At 67.5% G+C, this 23,333-nt stretch carries 16 protein-coding genes; 9 read left to right on the top strand and 7 right to left on the bottom strand.

Annotated features, from left to right (window positions below):
* Positions 1-673: 673 nt before the first annotated feature.
* Entirely contained in the window at positions 674-1,387 is a 714-nt protein-coding gene (locus O3684_RS09580; RefSeq protein WP_500066626.1) for an alpha/beta hydrolase, read from the bottom strand.
* A 377-nt stretch (positions 1,388-1,764) separates the two neighbouring features.
* On the opposite strand from O3684_RS09580, the gene O3684_RS09585 reads away from it, so the two are divergent.
* The 8 genes from O3684_RS09585 (at position 1,765) to O3684_RS09620 (ending at position 13,635) form a co-directional block, all read left to right on the top strand.
* Positions 1,765-2,061 (top strand): YtxH domain-containing protein, encoded by a 297-nt coding sequence (locus O3684_RS09585; protein WP_500063301.1) that lies wholly within the window; start codon positions 1,765-1,767, stop codon positions 2,059-2,061.
* Positions 2,062-2,066: 5 nt separating this feature from the next.
* Positions 2,067-3,209 (top strand): VIT1/CCC1 transporter family protein, encoded by a 1,143-nt coding sequence (locus tag O3684_RS09590; RefSeq protein ID WP_500063302.1) that lies wholly within the window; start codon positions 2,067-2,069, stop codon positions 3,207-3,209.
* 135 nt (positions 3,210-3,344) lie between these two features.
* Positions 3,345-4,310, top strand: a complete 966-nt coding sequence (locus O3684_RS09595) for an ADP-ribosylglycohydrolase family protein (protein ID WP_500066628.1) — start codon at positions 3,345-3,347, stop codon at positions 4,308-4,310.
* 333 nt (positions 4,311-4,643) lie between these two features.
* Positions 4,644-9,833, top strand: coding sequence for a DUF3418 domain-containing protein (locus tag O3684_RS09600; RefSeq protein ID WP_500066630.1), 5,190 nt, complete (start codon positions 4,644-4,646; stop codon positions 9,831-9,833).
* Entirely contained in the window at positions 9,830-10,336 is a 507-nt protein-coding gene (locus O3684_RS09605) for a SprT-like domain-containing protein (protein WP_500066632.1), read from the top strand. Before O3684_RS09600 ends, O3684_RS09605 begins: the two co-directional genes overlap by 4 nt.
* A gap of 488 nt (positions 10,337-10,824) precedes the next feature.
* Entirely contained in the window at positions 10,825-11,358 is a 534-nt protein-coding gene (locus O3684_RS09610; protein ID WP_500066634.1) for a phosphoribosyltransferase, read from the top strand.
* On the top strand, positions 11,355-12,041 hold the full coding sequence (locus O3684_RS09615) for an AAA family ATPase (protein ID WP_500066635.1): 687 nt from the start codon (positions 11,355-11,357) through the stop codon (positions 12,039-12,041). The genes O3684_RS09610 and O3684_RS09615 overlap by 4 nt, the downstream gene beginning before the upstream one ends.
* Positions 12,042-12,309: 268 nt before the next feature.
* Complete coding sequence (locus O3684_RS09620) at positions 12,310-13,635, top strand: cytochrome c biogenesis protein/redoxin (protein ID WP_500066649.1); 1,326 nt, start codon at positions 12,310-12,312, stop codon at positions 13,633-13,635.
* Between the two features lie 335 nt (positions 13,636-13,970).
* On the opposite strand, the gene O3684_RS09625 is transcribed toward O3684_RS09620, so the two are convergent.
* Positions 13,971-14,744: a hypothetical protein gene (locus O3684_RS09625; protein WP_500066655.1), complete on the bottom strand. Its 774-nt coding sequence runs from the start codon at positions 14,742-14,744 to the stop codon at positions 13,971-13,973.
* A gap of 508 nt (positions 14,745-15,252) precedes the next feature.
* Here O3684_RS09625 and O3684_RS09630 point away from each other — a divergent pair.
* The gene (locus tag O3684_RS09630; RefSeq protein WP_500066657.1) at positions 15,253-16,200 is read left to right on the top strand and encodes an endonuclease domain-containing protein; all 948 of its coding nucleotides are present in this window, start codon (positions 15,253-15,255) and stop codon (positions 16,198-16,200) included.
* A gap of 168 nt (positions 16,201-16,368) precedes the next feature.
* On the opposite strand, the gene O3684_RS09635 is transcribed toward O3684_RS09630, so the two are convergent.
* The 5 genes from O3684_RS09635 to O3684_RS09655 form a co-directional block, all read right to left on the bottom strand.
* The gene (locus O3684_RS09635; protein WP_500066659.1) at positions 16,369-16,875 is read right to left on the bottom strand and encodes a low molecular weight protein-tyrosine-phosphatase; all 507 of its coding nucleotides are present in this window, start codon (positions 16,873-16,875) and stop codon (positions 16,369-16,371) included.
* 70 nt (positions 16,876-16,945) lie between these two features.
* The gene (gene mtnN / locus O3684_RS09640) at positions 16,946-17,689 is read right to left on the bottom strand and encodes a 5'-methylthioadenosine/S-adenosylhomocysteine nucleosidase (protein WP_048775436.1); all 744 of its coding nucleotides are present in this window, start codon (positions 17,687-17,689) and stop codon (positions 16,946-16,948) included.
* Between the two features lie 393 nt (positions 17,690-18,082).
* On the bottom strand, positions 18,083-19,300 hold the full coding sequence (locus tag O3684_RS09645; protein WP_500066661.1) for a class C sortase: 1,218 nt from the start codon (positions 19,298-19,300) through the stop codon (positions 18,083-18,085).
* Positions 19,301-19,438: 138 nt separating this feature from the next.
* Positions 19,439-21,049, bottom strand: coding sequence for a SpaH/EbpB family LPXTG-anchored major pilin (locus tag O3684_RS09650; RefSeq protein ID WP_500066663.1), 1,611 nt, complete (start codon positions 21,047-21,049; stop codon positions 19,439-19,441).
* An 82-nt stretch (positions 21,050-21,131) separates the two neighbouring features.
* Positions 21,132-23,333 (bottom strand): prealbumin-like fold domain-containing protein (locus tag O3684_RS09655; protein WP_500066665.1); only part of this gene is annotated, 2,202 nt, incomplete at its 5' end.

The raw sequence follows: 23,333 nt of genomic DNA on the forward strand, positions 1-23,333 counted from the left end.
TGCCCCAAAGCGCCGATTTCGGCCCACTTTCCGCACGCAGGGAGAGTTTTATACCGCTTCCACCACCAACAAGCCGAGCAGGGAGAAGAAAGTCACGCACCGGCACCCCGTCTCACCCCACCAACGCACCCTCCCCCAATTCCGCATGCAATTCGATTGCATGAAATTTCAACAACACCCGGAAACGTTGCAATTCCAACGATCACATTTCAACTCTTGAAATACTCCGAGGGGAATTGCATGCGAAATTATTAGGAGCCACAGTGCCGGTGGGCGGCAGCAGTGCCAGGGCGGCGCACACAGCATCACAAGTATCGCCGGTGTGAAAGGCGTCGGAGGGCACGGGCGGGCAACTCACAGCAACAAGCCCCGCCTGATCGGAGGCACCGCGATGCCCGCAGGGCCTAGCCGGACAACGAGTCGACGCGCCGAGCAAAGCTCGCCGCGCGGACGGTTCGCGGGCAGCCACGCCGTGCAACAGCCAGGCCACACAGCGGAAAGACCACTCGGCAGCCGGAAATCAGGCAGGCCACGCAGGCGGCCGGAAAACAGACAGACCGCCGCCCACCGGCACACACAGCCAGTCCACGCGGGCAGGCAGGCCACGCGGGCGGGCAGGCCACGCGGCGGCCGGAGATCAGGCGGGGTAGTAACAACGCCAGAAATCAGGCGATCAGCGGCTCACAGGCACCCAGCGACGCGCCCACTTGGCGGCCACGTCCGTCAGCGCAGGCAGGTGCGCGGCACCGGAGGCGGCCAGGGCGCGGTCCACTGCCTCGTCGGCGACGGGCACCCCGTCGACCGGCGTGTATTCGCCTGCAACACCGTCAGGCAAGGCGGTCATCTCGACGTGGGAGCCGTCGGGCAGCAGGTGGAAGACTTCGCGCGTGCGGTCGAGCAGGCCAGTCTCCTCGTCGAAGGAGTCGTGGGTGATGAGCACCGGAGCGGTGATGCCACGCAGCGCGTTTTCGCCGGAGACCATGGACATGTCGGCGAGGGTGCGCTTGGAGATGGTGAACTGTTGACGCACTGACGCGGAGTCGTCGGGGACGGTGGTGACCCCGTGGCGCTCGAGGTCGGAGAGCTGCACGTCGGAGAACACGAGGTCCCAGTCGTAGGACAGCGGGCCGAGGACCGGGGAGACCAGCACGTACGTCAACACGGCGGGCGGGCGGGAACGCAGCGCGATGGTGGCACCGAACTCGTGCCCGATGCAGATTTGGCGCACAAACCCCTGGTCGGCGAGCCATCCGGAGGCGGAGCGGAAGTCTTCGATGAGCGGATCGAAGGTGATGATCTCGTCTCCCGAGGCGCCGTGGCCAGAGTAGTCGAACGCGAGCGTCGCATAGCCGGCGCGACGCAGTGCACGACCGAGTGAATCGAACATGCCCGATACATGACGATCCGAAAAAAAGGTGTGAGAAAAGATCACCGCGGCATCGCGACAGTCCACGGGACGCGTGAATGTACCGGAGAGGGATACTCCCCGGGGCGTCTCAATCGTTATCTGGCTCACGTATCAAACATAGCGCTTTCAAACCCTCGGCGTGAAGGGGCGCCCACACTGTGCACGAATGTGACAAGACGACACACCGCGCGAGAAAGAGCCGAGAAAAATCCCCATTCAGGTCGAGGATCATGCGCTGGGGGTGGCGCCGCCATTAAGATAGGGCGCATATGCGCCGGTGAGGAGCGCAGCCACGAGGATCAGCGACCGCCCGCGCTCACGCGACGCCCACAACTTGCAGCGAGAGAAGGACAATCATGGGAACCAAGACCGGAATCCTCATCGGACTCGGCATCGGATACGTCCTGGGCACGCGCGCGGGCCGCGAGCGCTACGAGCAGATCCGCGCGAATGCCTCGAAGCTGCGCCGTTTCCCGGTCGTTGCTCGTCCCTTGGACGCGGCGGGGCAGAAGATGTCCGACCTCGTGCGTGCGGGCGGCGAGCAGGTGACCGATAAGGTCGCCGACGCCGTGAAGGAACGCCTCTTTGGCGCACCCGCCACACAGCCGACGACGGTCGACGCGCAGGCCACGTCCTCCGCGACGCAGCGTTGAGCGCGATGAGTCACGAGGCCGTGAGCGCAGACCAGCGGACCAGCGGCCAGGAGCCGTCGCGCGCGCAGATTAAGCGCTGGCGCAAGCACCTGGCGGAAGAGCGCATGGAGGCTCGTACCTACCGCGATCTTTCGGAGCGCCGGACGGGCGAGGAGCGCGCGGTCCTCCTGCAGCTCGAGGAGGCGGAGCGCCGCCACGAGGAGTATTGGCTGGCGCGCCTGGGTGAGCACGCCCTGCCCGCCCCGAAGCCGCCGCTGCGCACGCGCGCGGCGTCGGTCCTCGCGCATCTTTTTGGCACGATTTTCATTCTGGCGATGGCTCAGCGCGCGGAGCAGCGTTCCGCGCGCGACGTGGATGATGATGTGCCGGCGCACATGCAGGCGGACGAGCAGATCCACGCCGAGGTCATCCGCTCGCTGGCGGCGAAGTCCCGCGAGACGCTGGCGGGCACGTTCCGCGCCGCGGTCTTCGGGGCGAACGATGGCCTCGTGTCGAACTTGGCCCTCGTGCTGGGTGTGGCGGCCTCGGGCATGGAGCCGCACGTCGTCCTGCTGACAGGCGTGTCGGGCTTGCTCGCGGGCGCCCTGTCGATGGGCGCCGGCGAGTGGGTGAGTGTGCGCAGTCAGCGTGAGCTCCTTGACGCCTCGATCCCCGATCCGGACGCGCACCAGGCCGTGACGGACCTGGATGTGGACGCGAACGAGCTGGCCCTCGTGTTCCGCGCGCGCGGCGAGAGCGAGGAGGAGGCCGAGCGGCACGCGAAGCAGGTTTTTGCTCGCCTCGCCAAGCCGGCGACCGGCGAGTCCGGCGCGATCGCGCTGCGCGCAGCCCTGGGCGGTACCCCCGAGTCGGACGGCGCGGGCGATCAGGTGGGCACGCCCACGAAGGCGGCCCTGTCCTCGTTCTGTTTCTTTGCGACGGGCGCGTTCTTCCCGTTGATCCCCTACATTCTGGGCCTGACGGGCGTGGCCGCGATCGCCGTCGCAGCCGCGATCGTCGGCGTCGCCCTGCTGTTTACGGGCGGCGTGGTCGGTATCCTCTCGGGTCAGGCACCGACGCCTCGCGCGCTGCGCCAGCTCGTCGTGGGTTACGGCGCGGCGGGCGTCACCTACCTGCTCGGTCTGCTGTTCGGCACCTCGGTTTCCTGACGTCTCTGGCGGGACGAGGCCGGGGTGGTCTCGGGGGACGAGGCCGGGGCTGACCCGCGCGTTCCCCTGGCCTCGGGCGAGGCGTGGGGCGCAGGCGTGGATCCCGGCAGGTGCGGCCTGTGGCACACTGGGGACATGACGACTTTTCTTTCTCGGGCGCGCGGCGCCCTGGTGGGCCTGGCGGTCGGCGACGCGGTGGGCACCACGAATGAGTTCAAGTGGGCGGGGACTTTCGAGCCGATTACGGACATGGTGGGTGGCGGCCCGTTCCTGCTGAAGCCGGGTCAGTGGACGGATGACACGTCGATGGCTCTGTGCATCGCGGATTCTCTGCTGGCGCAGGGCCGCTACGACTCGTTTGACGTGATGGACCGCTACCAGCGGTGGTTTTCGGAGGGTTACCGTTCGTCGACGGACAGGTGTTTCGATATCGGTGGCCAGGTGCGTGCCGCGCTGTTCGATTACGAGCACGAGCGCCGCGTGCCGGTGACCGCCGAGCGCTCGAACAGCGCCGGTAACGGCGCGATTATGCGCCTGGCGCCCATGGTGATCGCGGGTTTCCGCTCGCGTTCCCCGCGCGAGGTCGTTGCCACCGCGCGTCTGAGCGCGCGCGAGACACACTTCTCGGTCGAGGCCGAGGCCGCCACCGAGGTGTTCGCCGCCCTGCTGGTGGGCGCGCTGCTGGGTTGGTCGCCGGAGCAGATCATGGACGTGTCGTGGGCGTCGACGGGCGCGGCTTTCGACGAGATGGCCTCTCGGGTGATCAGCTCGGATCCGCAGGTGCGCGCCTCGTGGGAGGCGGAGACCAGCGGCTACATCGTGAACGGCCTGCGCCTGGCGGTGCATGGCCTCCTGGATTTCCCGTCCTTCAAGGATGCAACCCTGGCGATCGCGAACATGGGCGGCGACACGGACACGAACGCTGCGATCTACGGCCAGCTGGGCGGCGCGTTTTATGGGGTCGAGGCCATCCCGGCCTCGTGGAGGTCGACGTTGTATCAGGGCGAGGAGATCGACCAGCTGGCGCATGACCTCGTGGAGCTGCGTCTGGAGCCTCCCGTGACTCGATTCGACGAGGACCTGCGCGAGGCCTCCGCCTGACGGCCCGAGACTCGTCACACCCGCACCCTCACCCGCACCCACACCCGCACCCAACAGTTACCCCAAAATGTCGCATGCAATTCCCTCGCACCTATTTCAATGTTTGAAATCAGACCGTTGAAATCATGCGGATTTGAGCCGTACTCAAAAACTGACCCAAGGGAATTGCATGCGACTTTTGAGGTCTGAGCCCCCTCCAGTGCGGCCACGCCGCCGGGTGCCGGGCGGTCGTGCCGGGCGGCCACGCCGCCGGGTGCCGGGCGGTCGTGCCGGGCGGCCACGCCGCCGGGTGCCGGGCGGCCCACTCTGGCCTGCGACTAGACTGGCGCTATCATGCCTGACTCTCGCTCCACTCCCCCGTCCGAGCCCAACGCGCGCGGCCCCCGTTCTCGCAACGCGGGTCGCCCCTCCGACGGGCGCGACGGCGCGCGGCGACGGCAGAGCGGCCGAGGCCGGGGCCAGGAACGCCAGAACGGCCAGGGCCGAGAACGCCAGGGACAGGGACGCCAAGGCCAGGCAGGCCGGGGCCAGGGCCGAGAGAACCGCAACCATGAGGGCCGCCGCCCCCAACGCGAGCACGCGCGCCCCTTCAAGCCCTTCACCCCGGAGCAGCTAGCCGAGCGCGCGGCAGCAATCCCCGTGATCTCCTTCCCGGACCTGCCGGTGAGCGCCCGCCGCGACGAGATCGCGAGCGCTATCCGCGACCACCAGGTGGTCATCGTGTCGGGCGAGACGGGTTCGGGTAAGACGACGCAGCTGCCGAAGATCTGCATGCAGCTGGGCCGCGGCGTCGCCGGCATGATCGGGCACACGCAGCCGCGCAGGCTCGCGGCGCGCTCGGTCGCGGATCGCATCGCCGACGAGCTGGGCCAGACCGTGGGCCGTGAGCGCGGCCAGGTGGTCGGCTACCAGGTGCGTTTCACGGACGAGGTCGGCCCCACGACCCTCGTCAAGCTGATGACGGACGGCATCTTGCTGGCGGAGATTCAGTCGGATCCGATGCTGCGCCGCTACGACACGCTCATCATCGACGAGGCCCACGAGCGGAGCCTGAACATCGACTTCATCCTGGGCTACGTGGCGCGCCTGCTGCCCGCGCGCCCGGACCTGAAGGTCATCATCACGTCGGCGACGATCGATTCGGACCGTTTCGCGCGCCATTTCGGCACGTGGGAGGGCGCGCCCGGCTCGGGCCGCCTGATCGAGCCGGCACCGGTCATCGAGGTGTCGGGCCGCACCTACCCTGTGGAGATTCGCTACCGTCCCCTCGGCCCGACGACGCCTTCGTCGTACACGTCCGAGGCCTCGCCCGCGCAGGCGGATGAGACGATCGAGACCCTCGAGATCACCGACCTCACCGAGTCCGGCCCCATGCAGCTGGTCCTGGAGGACCCGGACGACGAGCTGGCGACGCTGGGCTACGGCATGGGCGAGGACATCGACGTGGAGACCGCGATCTGCCACGCGGTGGACGAGCTGAGCGCGGAGGGCGACGGCGACATCCTGGTCTTCCTGCCCGGCGAGCGCGACATCCGCGACACGGAGGCGGCCCTCCTCGATCACTTGAAGGGACGAGGCCGGCGCGCGGGAGACGACAAGGGCGCCCGCCCCGGGGACATCGAGATCCTGCCGCTGTACGCGCGGCTGACGGCGGCCGAGCAGCATCGCGTGTTTGAGCCGCACCGCCTGCGCCGCGTGGTCCTGGCGACGAACGTCGCGGAGACGTCGCTGACGGTGCCGGGGATCCGCTACGTCATTGACCCGGGTTTGGCGCGTATTTCCCGCTATTCCAACAAGACGAAAGTGCAGCGCCTGCCGATCGAGCCGGTCAGCCAGGCGAGCGCGAACCAGCGCGCGGGCCGATGCGGCCGCGTCGCGGAGGGCGTGGCGATCCGCCTATTCTCGCAGGCCGACTACCTCTCGCGCCCGCGCTTCACGGAGCCGGAGATCCTGCGCACGTCGCTGGCCAGCGTTATTTTGCAGATGGCGTCCCTGGGCCTGGGCGCGGTCGAGGACTTCCCGTTCCTGGACGCCCCGGATCGGCGCGCGGTGCGCGACGGCGTCGCCCTCCTCGTGGAGATCGGCGCGCTCGCGTCCGGCGAGCCGCAGGAGCGCCGAGGCCGTGGCGACCGTTCCCGCACACGCGACGAACGCGGCACACACGACGCAGGCAACGCGCGGGATACCCGCGCGGATCAGGACGCCTCGGGCACCGCGCCCACCGCCCGGGACGCTGAGCAGCCGGACGCGGCCACGGCCTCGTCCCAGTACAGGCTCACCGGCATCGGCCGGGACCTGGCGCGCCTGCCGATCGACCCGCGCCTGGGGCGCATGCTGCTGGAGGCCGAGCGCTTGGGCTGCGCCTCGGAGGTCCTCGTCATCGTGGCGGCCCTGTCGATCCAGGACGTGCGCGAGCGACCGGCCGAGCATCAGGGCACAGCGGACGCCTCGCACGCGCGCCTGGCGGACCCGCATTCGGACTTCATCACCTACCTGAACCTGTGGCGCTACCTGGCGGTGCAGGCGCGCGACCTGTCGGGGTCGGCGTTCCGGCGCCTGTGCCGCGCGGAGTTCTTCCACTACCTGCGGTGGCGCGAGTGGCGCGACGTCGTCGGCCAGCTGCGCCAGATGGCCCGCGCGCTCGGAATCGGCGTCGGGCCTGTGGGCGAGCCGTCGACGGGCGACGTTGTGGAGGCCGCCCAGTTCGGCGGCGCGCAGGACGCGGCCGTGCGCGCGGTTCTGGCCTACGGGCAGGGCCCCGCATCCGTGGACGCGGACCAGGTGCATCGCTCGCTGCTGGTTGGTCTGCTGTCCTACCTGGGCTCGTGGGACGAGACGAAGCGCGACTACGAGGGCGCGCGCGGCACGCACTTCACGATCTGGCCGGGTTCGGGCGTGAGCGGTCACCCCGCTTGGGTGATGACCGCGGAGCTGGTGGAAACCTCGCGCCTGTTTGCGCGCACGGTGGCCCGCATCCGCCCGGAGTGGGTGGAGCCGGCGGCGCGCGGCCTGCTCAAGCGCTCGTATTCGGAGCCTTTCTGGTCGGTCGGCAAGGGCGCGGCGATGGTCCGCGAGCGCGTGACCCTCTACGGGCTGACGCTGGCGGCGGACCGCGAGGTGCTGCTAGGGCGCTTAGGTGATCTCGTCATCGACGAGGCCGTGGCCGCTTCGCGCTCTCACGCTCCGCGCGCGGGGTCGCTGGAGGCGCTGGCGGCTGGCTTGGTGTCGGCGTCGAAGGATCCGCTGTCGTCTGGGTCGTTTGAGCCGCGTCATTTCGAGGAGCTGGCGGCCTCGCGCGAGGGGACGACGGCGCGCGAGCTGGCCCGCGAGATGTTCATTCGCAACGCACTGGTGGATGGCCAGTGGAGGGAGAGGCACGGTTTCCAGCGCCGAAACGAGGCCCTGGTGGAGCAGGCTCGCGAGGTTGAGCGCCGTAGCCGCACCCACGGCCTCGTCGCGGACGAGCAGGCTCGCTTCCGTTTCTTCGACGATCTGATCCCCGAGCACGTGACCAGCGCGGCGGCGTTCAACCGCTGGTGGAAGGACGAGCGCCGCTCTCACCCGGACCTGCTGATTTACCCGGCATCCCTGCTGATGCCGCGCGAGGCGACGTCGGGCGAGGGCTTCCCGGATCGTTGGCAGTGCGGCGACCTGTCGCTGGCGCTGAGCTACGAGTTCGCGCCGGGCAGCCCGCGCGACGGCGTATCGATGCACATTCCGATCGAGGTGCTCGAGCGCGTCAGCGATGCGGGCACGGACTGGCTGGTGCCGGGCATGCGCGAGGACCTGCTGACCGAGGCGATCCGCGCGCTGCCCAAGGGCGTGCGCCGCCTCCTGGCCCCCGCGCCGGACGTGGCCGCGTCGGTGGCTCGGTGGATCGAGCAGGCCGGCGACCAGCCGGTCGAGGCCGTCGCTGAGTCGGCGGACAAGGCTGCCGCAGGCGCGGCGAAAGCCGACGGCTCCGACGAGCCAGACCCGCTGAGCCTGGACGCCGCAATGGGCCGCTTGGCGGCGTGGGGCGCGACCTCGGGCCGCGTCTCGACGCGCAATTCGCCCGCAAAGGCGCCGAAGAAGGAGACGCAAAAGGAGGCTCCTGAACAGGAACCGACCACCCAGGGCGCCGAAGCGGCCGCCGCGAGCGAGGCGCCCAAGCCCCGCCCACTCACTGAGGGCCCCGTCCTGGACACCCTCGCCCACGCGGTGCGCGTCCTGCGCGGCGTGGACCTGAGCGAGGCGGACCTGGCGCACGCGCGCGCCCACCTGCCCGACCACCTGCGCATGACCTTCGTCGTCACCGACGCGTCAGGGCGCGAGCTGGGCGCGGGCAAGGATCTCGCCTACCTGCAGCGTTCCCTCGCCAACGACGCAAATAAGGCGGTGCGCACAGCCGTGCGCGCGGCCCTCGAGGAGGCCGGCGAGAAGCAAGCGCGCAGGAACAAGCGCGGACGCGGGGCCTCGGGGAAGGCCGCCACCGGCACGAACAACGCCACCGGCGGAGCACCCTCCCCCAACGACACCCCCACGGGATCGCCCAGTGGGGAGAATTCCCCCACCCCGACTCACGGCGCGACCGCGACGGGCACCGGATCCCGCGACGCAGCCCAGGCCTCGTCCCCGGACCCCACCTTCCACGCGGACGCCATCGCCGAGATGCCGACGCTGCCGCGCTCGATCACCCAGACCTCGGGCTCGATGACGCTGCGGGCTTTCCCCGCGCTGGTCCCCCAGGGCACCGCCGCGGCCCCGGCGGCGGGCGTGCGCGTCATGGCCAGCGCCGCCGAGGCGAACCGCGAGCACCGCGCCGGCCTCGCCCGCCTGCTGCTGTCCCGCATCGCACTGGCGACGAACCGCGTCACCACGCGCTGGACGGGCCGCGAGGCCCTCATGCTCGCGGCCTCCCCCTACGCGGACACGGCCGCCCTGGTCGCGGACGCGCAGCTGGCCTCGGCCCTGTCCCTCGTCGACGAGCTCAGCACCCCCGCAAACGTGCGCGACCCCGAGGCCTTCGAAACCCTCGTCGCGGCCGCGCGCGATGCCCACGAGGACCGCGTCTACCAGATCCTCTCCCACGTCGTGCGGGCCCTGGAGGCCAGCGCTGAGGCCGACGCCGCCGTGCGCTCGCACCCCCAGGCCTCGTTGGAGGAGACGACGCGCGACGTCGCGGCGCACGGACGGACCCTGCTCTACGAGGGCTTCGTGTCCGCCACTCCCGCCTCCGCGCTGCCGCACCTGGCCCGCTACCTGCGCGCCGGGGCCGTGCGCATCGAGCGCGCCGCCTCCTCGCCGGGAGCGCTGGGGCGCGACCTGGAGGACATGGACCGCATCCACCAGGCCGAGGCCGACATCGCCTCCGCGCGGCAGGCCCTGGAGCGCCGCCCCTACGACGCCCGACGGGACGCCGCGCTCACCCAGGCGCGGTGGATGGCCGAGGAGCTGCGCGTGTCCATGTTCGCCCAGACCCTGGGCACGCCCAATAAGGTCTCCATGAAGCGCCTGCTCGGCGTGCTCGCGGGGGCGCGATGAAGCGGGAGGAGGCGCGCGTCCTCGCCCACTCCCTCATGGACGCGGCGGGGTTGGCCGACTGGCGTTTCCGCTTCGACCACGCCAAGCGCCGGGCGGGGGCGTGCACGCACTCCACGCGCACGATCAGCCTGTCAGGTCCGCTCACCGACCTGTACGACGCTGACACGATCCGGGGCGTCATCCTGCACGAGATCGCCCACGCCCTCGTCGGCCCCGCCCACGGGCACGACGCCACGTGGAAGCGGGCTGCACGCGCCCTCGACGCCCCGGATTCCGCGCGACTGCCCTCGTCCCTGCCCTCCCCGGACGCGCCCTGGGTGGGCACGTGCCCGCGCTGCGGGGCCACCCGCCGCCTGTACCGGGCGCCGCGCCGCGTCTCCTCGTGCGGGGTGTGCTCGCGCGCCTTCGACCCGGCGCTGATCCTCACGTGGGAGCACCGCGGGCAGGCCACCTCGCCCGGGCGCGCCTACGAGCGCGAGCTCGCCTCGATCCGCCGCCGTTAGCGTTACCACCGCCGTTAGCGTTCCGCCACCGTTAGCGTTCCGCCACCGTTAGCGTTCCGCCGCCGCCATTAGCGTTCCGCCGCCGCCATTAGCGTTCCGCCGCCATTAGCGTTACCACCGCCGCCGTCAGCGTTCCGCCGCCACCGACCGATCCCCTACACGATCACTTACCCAAAAATGTCGCATGCAATTCCCCTTTCACTCTTTCAAACTTTGAAATCAGACCGTTGGAATTGCAACGTTTTAAGCCATACCCAAAAAATGACCGAGTTAAATTACCTGCGATATTCGGGGAGAAACTTCTCAGGCCCTTCCTCGCCCCTTCCTCGCCCCTTCCTCGCCCCTTCCTCGCCCCTGACCTTGGAGACCCAAAACGCTGCCCGCGGCGTGCGTCTGCCCACGTCACAGGGCCGAACACAGCCAAAGGCGAGCACACACCCGCCCGACGGCGATACCCTTGAACCCAACACCCCCGAGAGAAGGAAGCCATGGGTACCACCGCCAGCCCCGACGCCACGACCGCTCCCGACCGCGAGGTCCTCACCTGGGAGGGCTTCGGCGACGCGTCCCGTGAGCTCACCCAGCAGATCATCGACTCCGGCTGGATCCCGGACCTGATCGTCGCCATCGCGCGCGGCGGCCTCATCCCGGCCGGCGCCATCGCCTACGCGATGGACGTCAAGGCCATCGGCACCATGAACGTCGAGTTCTACTCCGGCATCGGTGAAACCCTCGACGAGCCCATGCTGCTTCCCCCGCTCATGGACGTCTCCGCGATGGACGGCAAGCGCGTCCTCGTCGTCGACGACGTCGCCGACTCCGGTAAGACCCTCAAGATGGTCATGGACCTCATCGACGAGCACGGCCTCTCTCTCGACGGCTCCTCCTCCGTGCGCGTCGAGGCCCGCAGCGCGGTCATCTACAAGAAGCCCGTGTCCATCATCAACCCCGACTACGTGTGGGCGTACACCGACAAGTGGATCAACTTCCCCTGGTCGACGCTGCCCGTCATCAAGCCATGACCTCCTTGCGAGCGGGCTCAGGACGGCAGGCGGCTGCCTCCCCTGCGCACGCCCAAGCCTCGTCGATCACCCGGCGCATCGTCGAGGCCGTGGCCGAGCGCGCCCGCCTCGGTGACCCGGTGCGCGTGCTGGGCCTGACCGGTCCTCCCGGGACCGGCAAGACGACGATCGCCGCCGAGCTGGCTCGCGCCCTGCCCGAGGCCGGCATCCCCGTCGCGGGCCTGGCCCCCATGGATGGCTTCCACATGTCCAACGCGGTGCTGGCCGCGCGGGGGATCGCCGACCACAAGGGTGCACCCGACACCTTCGACGTGGGCGGGTACGTCGCTCTCCTGGGGCGCGTGCGCCGCGGGGACGCGGTAGTGCTGGCCCCCGACTACCGGCGCGACCTGCATGAACCCGTCGCTGCCTCGCTCCCCATCAAGATCGACGGTGTCGCCATTACGGAGGGCAACTACCTGGGCCTCGAGCTGCCCGGCTGGGCGGACGTGCGTGGCCTCATCGACCTGCTCGTCTTTATTGACACGCCTTTTGACGAGCTCGCATCGCGCCTCATCGACCGACACATGAGCTTTGGGCGCGACCGCGCGGACGCGGCGCACTGGGTGCGCACGGTGGACGCCGCGAACATGGCCCTCGTCGAGCGCACGAAGGAGCGCGCGGACCTGGTCCTGTCGCTGTAGGCGAGTCCTGTCGCTGTAGGCGAGTCGGACCGACGCGCCACAGCCTCGTCACTGCGCCCACACCCCCATAATTTCGCACGTAATTTCGCACGTTCAGTTTTAGAGCACGGCCGAAAACCGCATGATTTCAACGATCCGATTTCAACGTTTGAAATACCAGGGAGCGAATTACGTGCGACTTTTCAGGGGACGGTCATGCCAAACGGTTGCCATGCTTGCCGCCGATAAGTAGCGCGCATTTTCAACCACTTCCAAGTAAGGTGAACCTATGTTCCTCTTGCTTGGCCTTCTTGGCGGCTTCATCACGGGCATCTCCCCGTGCATCCTTCCCGTCCTGCCCGCGCTCTTCCTCGGCGCCGCGGGCGGGCGCACCTCGAACGAGGCATCCCGGTCCTCCGAGAACGAGGCGAGCATCGACCCGGCGCTGTTCCGCGTTGCTCGGGGCGTGAACCTGGGCGGGGAAGCGCCAAAGAAGGCAGCCGTGAAGGCCGACGGCAGCGACTCGGTGACGCGGCGCCCCGTGCTCATCGTCCTGGGCCTCGTCACCTCGTTCATGATCATCACGGTCGCGGGTTCGGCGCTGCTGAGCCTGCTACACCTGCCGCAGGCCGTGATCCGATGGATGGGCATCATCCTGCTGCTGGCCGTCGGTATCGGCATGATCGTCCCGAAGATCATGGAGGTGCTCGAGCGCCCCTTCGCGCGCCTGGCACCCCGCACGACGGGCGACAGCGCAGGCTTCGGCCTCGGCCTCGTCCTGGGCGCGGCCTTCGTGCCGTGCGCGGGTCCGGTGCTGACCTCGATCATCGTGGCCTCGAGCTCCGGGCAGATCACGTGGCACATCATCGGCCTGGCCATCTCCTTCGCGATCGGCGTGTCGATCCCGCTGATGATCGTCGCGATCGCCGGTTCCGGCGTCGCGGCCCGCTTCCTGAAGACCCGCCAGCGCCCCCTGCGCATTGCGGCGGGCGTCGCCATGATTGCGCTCGCGCTGGGTATCGCGACGGACGCTCCGATGGCCCTGCAGCGCATGATTCCCGACTACACGGCCTCGCTCGAGGCGGGCACCGAGGGTGCCTGCGAGGACGGCGCGTGCGAGCCCGAGAAGGACGTCGAGGCGAGCACCGACTTCGCGCAGTGCGCGCGTAATGGTGCGAAGGATTGCGGCGTGATGCCGACGATCCAGGCCTCGGAGTGGCTGAATTCCCTGGGCCAGCCGTCCGGCACGGTGACGCTCGTGGACTTCTGGTCGAGCTCGTGCACGAACTGCCAGCGCGAGATCCCAGAGCTTGAGGCCATCTACGAGAAGTACAAGGACTACGGCCTGGTCGTGGTGGGCGTGCACTCGCCCCAGCAGGCTTACGAGCGCGACCCTGCGGTCGTGAACGCGTCGATCGAGAAGCTGGGCATCACCTACCCGGTCGCCCTGGACCCCGACCTCGAGGCCTTCAAGGCCTACGGCGCGACGGCCTGGCCGACGCACTTCATCGCGGGCGCTGACGGCCAGCTGGTCGCGATGGGCCGCGGCACCAAGGGCGTCGAGGAGCAGATCCGCACCCTCCTCACCCAGGCGGGCGCGACCCTGCCCGACTGAGGCGCGCAGGCCTTCACGCGGTGAGCGACCACCTCACGCACGATTGAACGCAGCGAGCGGCTGCCCCGCGCACGATTGAACGCAGCGAGCGGCTGCCCCGCACGGGGTAGCCGCTCACTGTATCCGACGTCGGTACTGGCTCCCCTATCAATTTCGCATGCAATTCCCCCACCCCTCTTTCAAGATTTGAAATCAGATCGTTGAAATCACGCGGTTTTTACAGGGGTCACCAAAGACCCCGGGAAGGAATTGCATGCGAAATTGAAGAGGCTACCCAGAATCAGCCAACGCGGCACAACGCACCAGCCAACCCGCCTCGTGCCAATCAGCGCCAATCAGTGCCACTCGGCGTTACCGACAGCCCAGGTGCCGTCCTCCTGCTCGACGAGGGTCAGGATCACCAACTCGTGGACCGGCTCGTGCGAGTCGTCCGCGTAGGAGCGCGTGAAGCTGACGAGCCTCACCCACTCATTACCTTCGCGGCGGGTCGATTCCCTGCCTTCAACGCCGATGTTCTCAATCGTGACAGTCGTGTGGGAGCGATTTGGCACCAGCGGCAGGAACTCACCCTGCCCCTTCACCAGCTCGGGGGTCGGCGTGTGCTTACGCTGCAGCTCGGGCGTTTCGTAGACGCTCGCGCGGATGGACGCGAACGCGTCCGTGACGTCGCGCGACGCGTCCCACGTTTGATTGGTGATGACGTAGGCGGAGCACACCGCGTCAGCATCCTTGCGATCAACGGTGGACGGGTCGGGCAGGAGGTCGTCGAGCCACTGAACTGATGCTGGGTGCAGGCAGGTTCCGTCGGGCGCAGAGGTGCCGTCCTCACACGGGGGCATGCTCGAGGCCGTGGCCTCCGTGGTGGGGGCCGCCTCAGACTGCGGCTCGGTATCGGGCACCTGTGAAGCCTCGCCGGACGAGGCACCGCTCATTCCTCCGTTTGAATCGGAGCTCGCCTTCGAGGCCGTGGTTCCCGAGTCCGTGCTCGTCAGGAACGTGCGTGCCATGAAGAAGCCACCGACGCCCAGGACGAGGGCGACGGCTGCGACCAGTGCAATGACGACGATTGTCGTCCGCTCACCACGTGCGACTTTTTTCAGTGCGTTCATATGCATCCTTAGTTTGTGTTGTGTATGCGCGTGCAATCGTCTGTTGCGCATGGCGCTCACCGCAGATCATGCAGCTACTGACCAATGTGCCAGCAATCTCACCGTAATTCGCGACACGAGCAACATACAACCTCGTTCCTCAGGCAAGACACGCTTGACAACGCGCCGCTCTCGAACCGCACGCCCCAGGCCACCCCAGGCCTCGTACCCCAGGCTCCATAACCCAGGCCTCGCGCACCCGGGCCTCGCGCACCCGGGCCTCGCACCCCAGACTCCATAACCCAACCCAGGCCTCGCGCACGCACCCCTCACACCCTCAGTTACCCAACAATGTCGCATGCAATTCCCCCACGACTCTTTCAATGTTTGAAATCAGATCGTTGAAATCATGCGGTTTTCACAGGGTCCCAAAAAGACCGTGCCGGGGAATTGCATGCGAAATTTCTTAGTTATCCACAGATTTTTCAAACAGCTCACACGAAACGTCACGAAGTAGCATGATCTATGTATGGATCTCAACGAAGAGCTACGTAAACGCCACGGAATCACACGAATCACAAGCCTGCACCACGCAGAGCTCACTCCTTCGATGCTGCCCCAGTCCATCGGACACTACCGAGGCTGGATCTATGACAAGAACAGCTTCACTCTCGATCAGGTTCGCGCTTTTGTATACAACGCTTGCCTCTCGTGTGTGAGCGCAGCGAAGTTCTATGACCTACCAGTCGCCACTGAGGCGCTCCCACAGCGCACGCATTTGTCGGTCAGACACAGCCGAGGAATGCACCACTCAAAGCTCCGCCGCTTCGACGATGTGTGCGTCCACTGGGAGCCGGTCCTGAGCAAAGAAGAAGAACGCACACATGTAGCGCGCATCGGGACAGTCTTGGAGCGAGTGCTCGTCTGCATGCCACTCAAGGTCTCGCTGCCCATGCTTGATGCCGCACGCAATCGCGGACTCTACGAGGTCTCGACGCTCACTATCCCACCAACCGGCAGCCGACTGCCTCACCTCAGAGAAGCGCTTTCCCTCTCGTCGGACCGAGCCCGCTCGATCCTCGAAACCGTTGCCCGGTTGCAACTCATCGACATGGGGCTGACACCGCAGGTCGGAGTCTGGATCGAAGGAGTTGGCGAGGTCGACATGATCATCCTCGACTTCATCGTCATCGAGGTGGATGGGTGGGCCTTCCACTCGTCGAAAGAGCAGCGCGAGAAGGACCTCAAGCGCGACCGCGAACTTCTCCGGCGCGGATACGTCGTCCTTCGATTCACCTATGACGACGTCATGAATGGCGATTTCGCGCGGGAGGTCCCCGAATCGGTGAAGGCGATCCGAGGCCTCGTGTCGCACGCGGAAGCAGGGGAAGGGCGCGTGGCCGCAAAAAACATCGATTTCCTGCAGATCCTGGGCGGACTCTACCTGCCGTACCACGGCCTCGGACGGGCATCTTGACGCTACACACCACGCTTACCCAAAAATGTCGCATGCAATTCCCCCACCACTATTTCAAGATTTGAAACCAGACCATTGAAATCATGCGGTTTTCGTAAGGGTCGCCAACGACCCCTCCGGGGAATTGCATGCGACTTTTGGGGGGAAGCCCGCCAAGCGCCACGCCTGTCAGCTGAGAAGCGTCAGGATCTGCGGCGTAACCCGCTCGATAACCTCGAGGGTGTCCAGGAAGTCCTGATGCCCGCCGTACCACGGGTCGGGCACGTCGCCGCTGCCCTCGGGGTCAAGGTCGCGGTACAGGCAGATGCGGGGCCCCTGGCCCAGATCGGAAGCGGACGCCGGTGCGGCATCGTGCTCGATACCCGCGCGATCGGCGAGGCGCTCCAGAACACTCAGGTGTCGCGAGGTCATGGCCAGGATGAGGTCCCACTCCCCCAGCTCGCCGGCGCGGATCTGGCGCGCGCGGTGTTCGGGCACGGTGTACCCGGCGTCGCGCAGCACGCGGGCGGCGCGGCGGTCGATCGGGTTGCCCTCCTCCTCGTCGGAGACGCCTGCGCTGTCGACGACGACGTCCACGCCGGCGCGTGCGGCGGCCTGTTCGAGGATCGCGTGGGCCATCGTGGATCGGCAAATGTTGCCGGTGCACACCATGAGGACGCGGGCGGGGCGGGTCATGATCGTTTCCGTTCGTTCGGGGCCCGAGGCCGGGGCGACGAGGCCAGGGCGACGAGGCCAGGGCGGGCACTCAGAGCAGCGTCAGGTATGCGCGCACGGCCTGGGCGCTGTGGGCGGCGGCGCGGGCGCCGTCCATGTGGAAGGCCTGGTCGGCGGTGGGGCCGCACAGGTCGGAGACGGCTCGCAGCGAGATCCAGTCGACGTCGGAGGACCAGCAGACCTGGGCCATTGCGCAGGTTTCCATGTCGGTGCCGATGGCGTCGGGGAATCGCGTCCGCATGGGGCCGACGTTGGCCTCGGTGCAGAAGGAGTCGGAGGAGACGATGCGCCCACGGCGCACGCGGTGCTCGATGAGGCCGCGCAGGATGGGCAGGCGTTCCTCGGCGGCTTCGGAGGTGGTGTAGTCGACGGGCATCTGGGGGACCTGCCCCATGGCGTAGCCGAAGGCGGTCGCGTCGGCCTGCCCGTAGATGGCGCGGGTGCCGGCGGCGATGTCGCCGACGTTGATGTCGCGGGCGAGCCCGCCGGTGGTGCCGGCGGCGATGACGATGGGGGCTTCGACGAGGGTGAGGGCGCGCGCGGTCGCGGAGGCGGCGTTGGCCAGGCCGATGCCGGAGGTGACGACCAGGACGGTGCGTCCGTCGAGGATGCCGAGCACGAATCGCTGGGTCTTGTGGGTGCCCGCGAGGATGGCTTGGGGCGTCTCGTCGCCGCCGATGGGCGCGAGCTCGTGCAGGAGGGGCGCGGCCTCCATGTCCATGGCGGCTTGGATGATGGCGTCGACGCGGATGCGCTCGGGGAAGCTGAGGTTCATGCGTCCATGGTAGGGGACGAGGCCCGCCGCGGTCGCGCTCGCCTCGCGCGGGGCTGGCCGCGCGGCATGCCCGGCCGGTCGTAACCGGCGCCTGGAACCTTCCCTTTCCGGTGACACCCACCCAAAAGTCGCATGCAATTCCCCCCGGTCAGTTTTTGACACCGCCCACAAAGGTTGCAATTCCAACGACTTGATTTCAATGTTTGAAATAATCCCGAGGGAATTGCATGCGACATTGTTGAGGAACCACAGGGCCGGGTCGAGTCGGGGCCGGGTCGAGTCGGGGCCGGGTCGAGTCGGGGCCGGGGCGCAGTTCAGGGCCGGGACGGGGCCGGGACGAGGCAGGGGCCGGATCGGGGCCGTGAGCGCGCGCCGGGGCCTCGCCCTGCCCGTTTACTGTTTGCCGCGCTCCTCGAGCATCTTCTTGAGGGCGGCGGTCCGGCCCGCGTCGATCTCTTCGTCGGAGATCCGCTCGGCGTCCGTGAGCAGGTCAGGCGTGGCGGGCGCAGCACCAGCGGGCGCAGCGCCAGCATCACCTGCGCCACCGTTAGCGGGGGCACCAGGTGTGGCGGGGGCAGCGGCCTCGCCGGACGCGGCCTCGCCGGACGCGGCCTCGCCGGACGCAGGCGCGCCGGACTCAGCAGCAGCACCGGGTTCAGCGGCAGCCCCGGCCTCGTCCCCGGAATCGGCGGCGGCCAGCGCGCCAGCGGCAGGAGCACCCTCGAGCGCCTGGGGCTCCTCGTCCGTGCGCTTGCGCGAGCGCAGCCAGATGGCGCCGGCGATGACCAGGATGACGGCAACGGACGCGAGGACCGCGATCATCCACGGTTTCATGACGGAGCCCTTGACCTGCGCGGCTTCGGCGGCGACGGCGTCGTCGTCCATGGGGACGCGCTCGCCGGTGACGAGCAAGCGGTGCGTGTTGATGCCGTAGGGGGTGCAGGTGATGAGGGTAGCCAGGTCCTTGCCCTCGACCTTGTTGAGGGATTCGGTCTCGGTGGGCAGGACGACGCGGATGTCGGTGACCTGGTATTTCAGGTGGCGGCCGGCGGTTTCGATGTAGAAGACGTCGCCCATCTTGACGCTGGTGAGCTGGTCGAACATGGTGGCGTTGCCCAGGCCGGTGTGGCCGGTGAGGACGGTGTGCGTGGATTCGCCGCCGACGGGCAGGGCGGTGCCGAAGAGGTGGCCGATGCCCTTGTCGAGGGTGGCGTTTTCGGTGCCGTGGTAGATGGGCAGGTTGACGTTGATCGACGGGATTTTGATGGTCGCCATGACGTCGTTGAGGTTGAGCTGGCTCAGGTAGTCCTGGTACTGCGCGGTGCCGGGGCGTTGGGCGTCGAGCCAGGGGTCGAGGATGGGTGACTCGGAGGCTTTGAGGTTGTACTCGTCGGCGCGGCGCAGGGACTCGGCGACGGCGTCGGGGCCGGCCTGGTCGGCGACGGTGCTGAATTCGGAGGCGATGCGTTCTTGGCGTTGGTTGTTGTACTGGGTCGCCAGGACGGGGTAGAGGAGGACAAGGATGCCGGCAAGCAGCAGGATCGGGGGCGCGATCGTGAGGAGACGCCACTTGAGGGGTGTCTTCTTCTTGTCGGGCGCTTGGGTGCTCACGCTTTCTCCGTTCATTGCCGAGGCCGTGGAAGTTTGTCTGGTTACAGGGTAGTACCGCTTGGGGGTGGTTGCGGGCAACGCGAGGGGGGTGTGGACCCGCGGGTCCACACCCCCCTGTGTGTCGCTAGCTAGCGAGGATCAGGCGTCGGCCTGCTCCTTGCGGCGCTTGTTGGCCAGCGCGATCGCACCGGAGCCGCCCACGAGGAGGGCGCCAGCGCCGATCAGGACGCCGATGCCGGCAGCACCGGTCAGCGGCAGGTTGAAGCCACCGTTGTGCGGGACGTCCTTGACGGTCGTCGCGAGGGTGTAGGTGTTATCCTCGGTGGAGTTGGTCTGCAGGACCTGGAAGGCGATCGGGCGGGTCTGGAGCTCGAAGCCGTCGGGGGCCTTGACCTCGACGAGGCAGTAGTAGCCGGGGTTGGCGACGGCCTCGTTGTTCTCCCAGTCGTTGTTGCGCAGGCCGTCGATGGTGACCACACCGTCGGTGTCGGTCTCGTAGGTTTCCTTGCCAGCGGGGCTCAGCTTCTCATCGAGGATCGCGTCGACGGACTCGAAGTTCGTGGTCGGGGTGGACTGAGGCGTGCACTTGTAGACCTCGAACTGGGCGCCCGAGAGCTTGGTGGCGGCATCCTTAGCGGAGACCTTGGTGATCTTCACCTTGCCGAACTTGGAGACAACCTCGGAGTTCGGGAAGTCCGGCGGGGGAACGGTGCCCGAGTTGGGCTTCCAGCCGTTGGAGGGAGCGTTGGGGAGCAGGATGGCCTTGTTCTTGAACAGGCCGTCAGCCTCAACCTTGTCCTTGACGGTGCCGGACAGGTCCATCTGGACCTTGGTGGTGTCGTCCTTGCGGTTGTCGAGCAGCTTCTGGCGGCCCGCAGCGGTGAACTCGGCGGTCCAGAACTTGGTCTTGTTGTCGGTGCCGGTGGCGGAGATCAGCTTGTAGTCGGTGTCCTTGACGAGGGCGACCTCGCCGGTCTTGCCGTTGATGAGCTTCAGGGCGACGTTCGCCTCGGGCAGCTCGACGCGCTTGTCGTACTGGTCGACGACGTCGTAGTAGTCGAGGGCCTCAGCGGCGGGCACGTCGGACTTGATGGTGTAGGAGATCGCAGAGCCGATGGCGGGGGTGTCCGCGTCGTTGACGGTCTTCTCGATGCCAGCCTTGGAGTTCTTCGGGTAGGCGTGGACGTCGTAGACCCACTTGTTGAGGTCGGTCGGGTGCGTCATGGGCACCGTGATGATGAAGGGCTTGGAGCCGACGTAGCCCGCGGGGGTCTCGGTCTCGGTCACGACGTAGGCACCGAGGGTGAGGCCGTCGAACTTAGCCAGGCCGTCGGCATCGGTCTTCTTCGCGACGGCAGCGTCAACGCCGTCGTTCTTCGCAGCAGCAACGTTGCCGTCGTAGCTCGCGAGCTTCTCCCAGCCGGCCTGCGTGGTGAGGTCGATGTTGGTCAGGCGCTCGACGGAGAACTTGGCGTTAGCCAGCGGCGTGCCGTGATTGGAGGTGTCCTCAAGGCCGTTGCCCTCGGTGGTGCCGTTGGTGGCGTCCTTCACGTACTTGTGGATGGTGATGGAGCCGGTCTTGTTGGCGTCGAGGTCGACGAGCGACGGGGCGCGCGTGACGGTGGCGGCCAGGCCGAAGGCGGGGGCAGCCTGCGTCGCGGAGGTGGCGGCGGGCAGGGCCACCGCGCCGGCGGCGACGGCGAAGGCTGCGAGCAGGCTCAGGCTGCGGCGGGTCTTCGTGGTGCTCATGGGTTTTCTTTCTCCTGTGTGTGTGATTTCGGGAGTTTTTCTTGATGGTGGGTCACCGTGGTCACGGGACCTCATGGGTGGCTCAGGCGAGTGCCTTGCGCCTCTTGGTGGTGACCACGGTCATCACCATCGCCCCGGACATGAGCGCCGCTGCGACGCCGATGTAGGGGTAGATTCCGGTGCTGCCTGCCTTGGGCAGCTCGCCAACCTCGGTGTCCTTGACAACGATGGTGGCCTTGCGGGTGCCGCCGACCAGGAAGCCCTGGGGGCCCGGCGTGCTGCTGTCCGACGCGAACGCCTGGACGGCGCTCGTGGCCCACTTGGCCTGGTCCGTGAGGTCGGCCGCGAGCTCAATGGTCGTGCCGGAGCCGTCCGCGCGGGCGGTGGTCAGCTTGAACTCGAGGGGCTGGGGCAGCAGGGAGTGTCCGGCGGGGGCCTTGGTCTCGACCAGCCAGTAGGCGGTGTCGAGGTTCAGGTCGTTGACACTCCAGTAGTAGCCGTCGGTCGCGGTTGCCTGGGTCAGGGTCTTGACCGCGGTGGCATTCGCATCCGTGTTGGGGTTGGACTTGTAGATCGCGAACTCGGCGCCCTTCAGGGGGTACATGGCCGCGTTGTTCGGACCGATGTACTGGTTCGAGGCGTCCGCGAAGGTGGAGCCGGTGTTCTGCGTGCCGGCCTTCACGACCACGAAGTCGTGGGGGACGGTCGGGCCACAGGCCTTGTTGTTGCTCGTACCGTCACTGTCCTTGCCGCTCTCAGCCAAGACCTCGTTGAAGAGGCCCTTGCCGGGAGCGAGCTCGTTGTTTCCGTTGACGGAGCAGGCCAGGTTCGCCTCGCTGTAGCCGGCGGCCGCGGGGTTGCGGGTGACCGAGAAGCGGATCCAGTATTCCTTGGAGGCTCCGGGGGCCAGCTCGACGCCGTCGGTCAGCGTGTAGACGCCGCCGGTGGCGGTCGCGTTGGACGCGGAGTTCAGGCCGGCCTGGGTCTCGGCGATCTTGGCAGAGTTGATCTCCAGGCCCTTCGCGAAGTCGGGCTTGTCGGTGAGCTTGCCGGTGTTGGCGGCCAGCGAGCCGTCGTTGGTGGCGACGATCTTGTAGTCCACATTGAAGGTGGTGGCACCGTTGGCGCCGCCGTTGTTCTCGATGGTCTTCTGGACGCGCAGCTTAGGAGCCTGGTATTCGTTGACGAACGTACAGGTGATGGGGGCTGCCTCGTTGGAGGCGGCGCCTCCGACGTTCTTGAAGTTGACGCCGCGCTCGGTGCGGGTCACGGCGACGTCTTCACCGATGCCGTTGACGCACTTGATGTCCTTGAGGTTCCACTTGTCCTCGCCGCCGGTCGAGATGTCCTTCTCCGTGATGGTGAAGTCGGAGTTGCCGACCTCGAAGGGGATGAAGGTCGAGTCGTACTTCGCCTGGGCCTCACCGAAGCCGGTGGGGGTCAGACTCGTCAGCGGATCGGAGCCGTACATGTAGCTTGTGCGAGCCGGCGCGGAGGAGACCGTGGGCTTCGTGACGGACACGGTACCGGTGGTTGCCGGGGTGTCAGCCCTATTATCGTGCCACGTGTCGCCGGTGGTCACCGAGAAGGTGGCGGCGGGGATCGTCGGGTTGGCACCCGCCGGGTCCTCGACGGCCTTCGCGATGCGCACGCTTCTCTCCTCGGTGATGACACCGTAGAGGCAGCCGTAGTTGACCGAGAGCTCCTGCGTCACGAAGGTGTCGGTACGCTTGGCGTCCGCGGGCGGGGTCGCGGGACAGTCGGCGGTCGGGATGGAGTTGAAGTTGTCCGGGGTCAGGAAGTTGGTCGCATTGTTCGCGGGGGTGAAGCCCCACAGGTGCAGACGGTACTCGCGGCCGTTCTTCGTGAAGGTATGGTCCGAGGCTGTCTTCTCCAGCTTGACGGTGTCGTAGACGTAGGGGTTCTCGTTGACGTTACCCTTGGCGCCAGGCCAATTGATGGGCGTCACCCTCTTAGCGGTAACGTGGCTGTACGGCTGCTCCGCGCCCTTGTTGTAGTACTGGCCGTAGAGGTCGTAGTCGCCATTACCCTCGCCCACGTACTTGACGCAGTAGTAGCGTCCCGACTGAGACTCAGGCTTGTTGACGTAACCCTGCGAGGGGTCGGCCGAGTTTACCAGCTCAGGCTCATAGGCAGTACCAATAAAGACCTTCTTGCCGGTCGCAGGGTCGGTCACCCACTTCGGCGTGCCGTAGTAGATACCCTGGTCCATGACTGCGTCGCGCAGGAACTGAACGCCAGACGCGGGGAGCGCAGGTTCTGT

The sequence above is a fragment of the Pauljensenia sp. 20925_1_27 genome (assembly GCF_041432835.1).
GTDB lineage: Bacteria > Actinomycetota > Actinomycetes > Actinomycetales > Actinomycetaceae > Pauljensenia.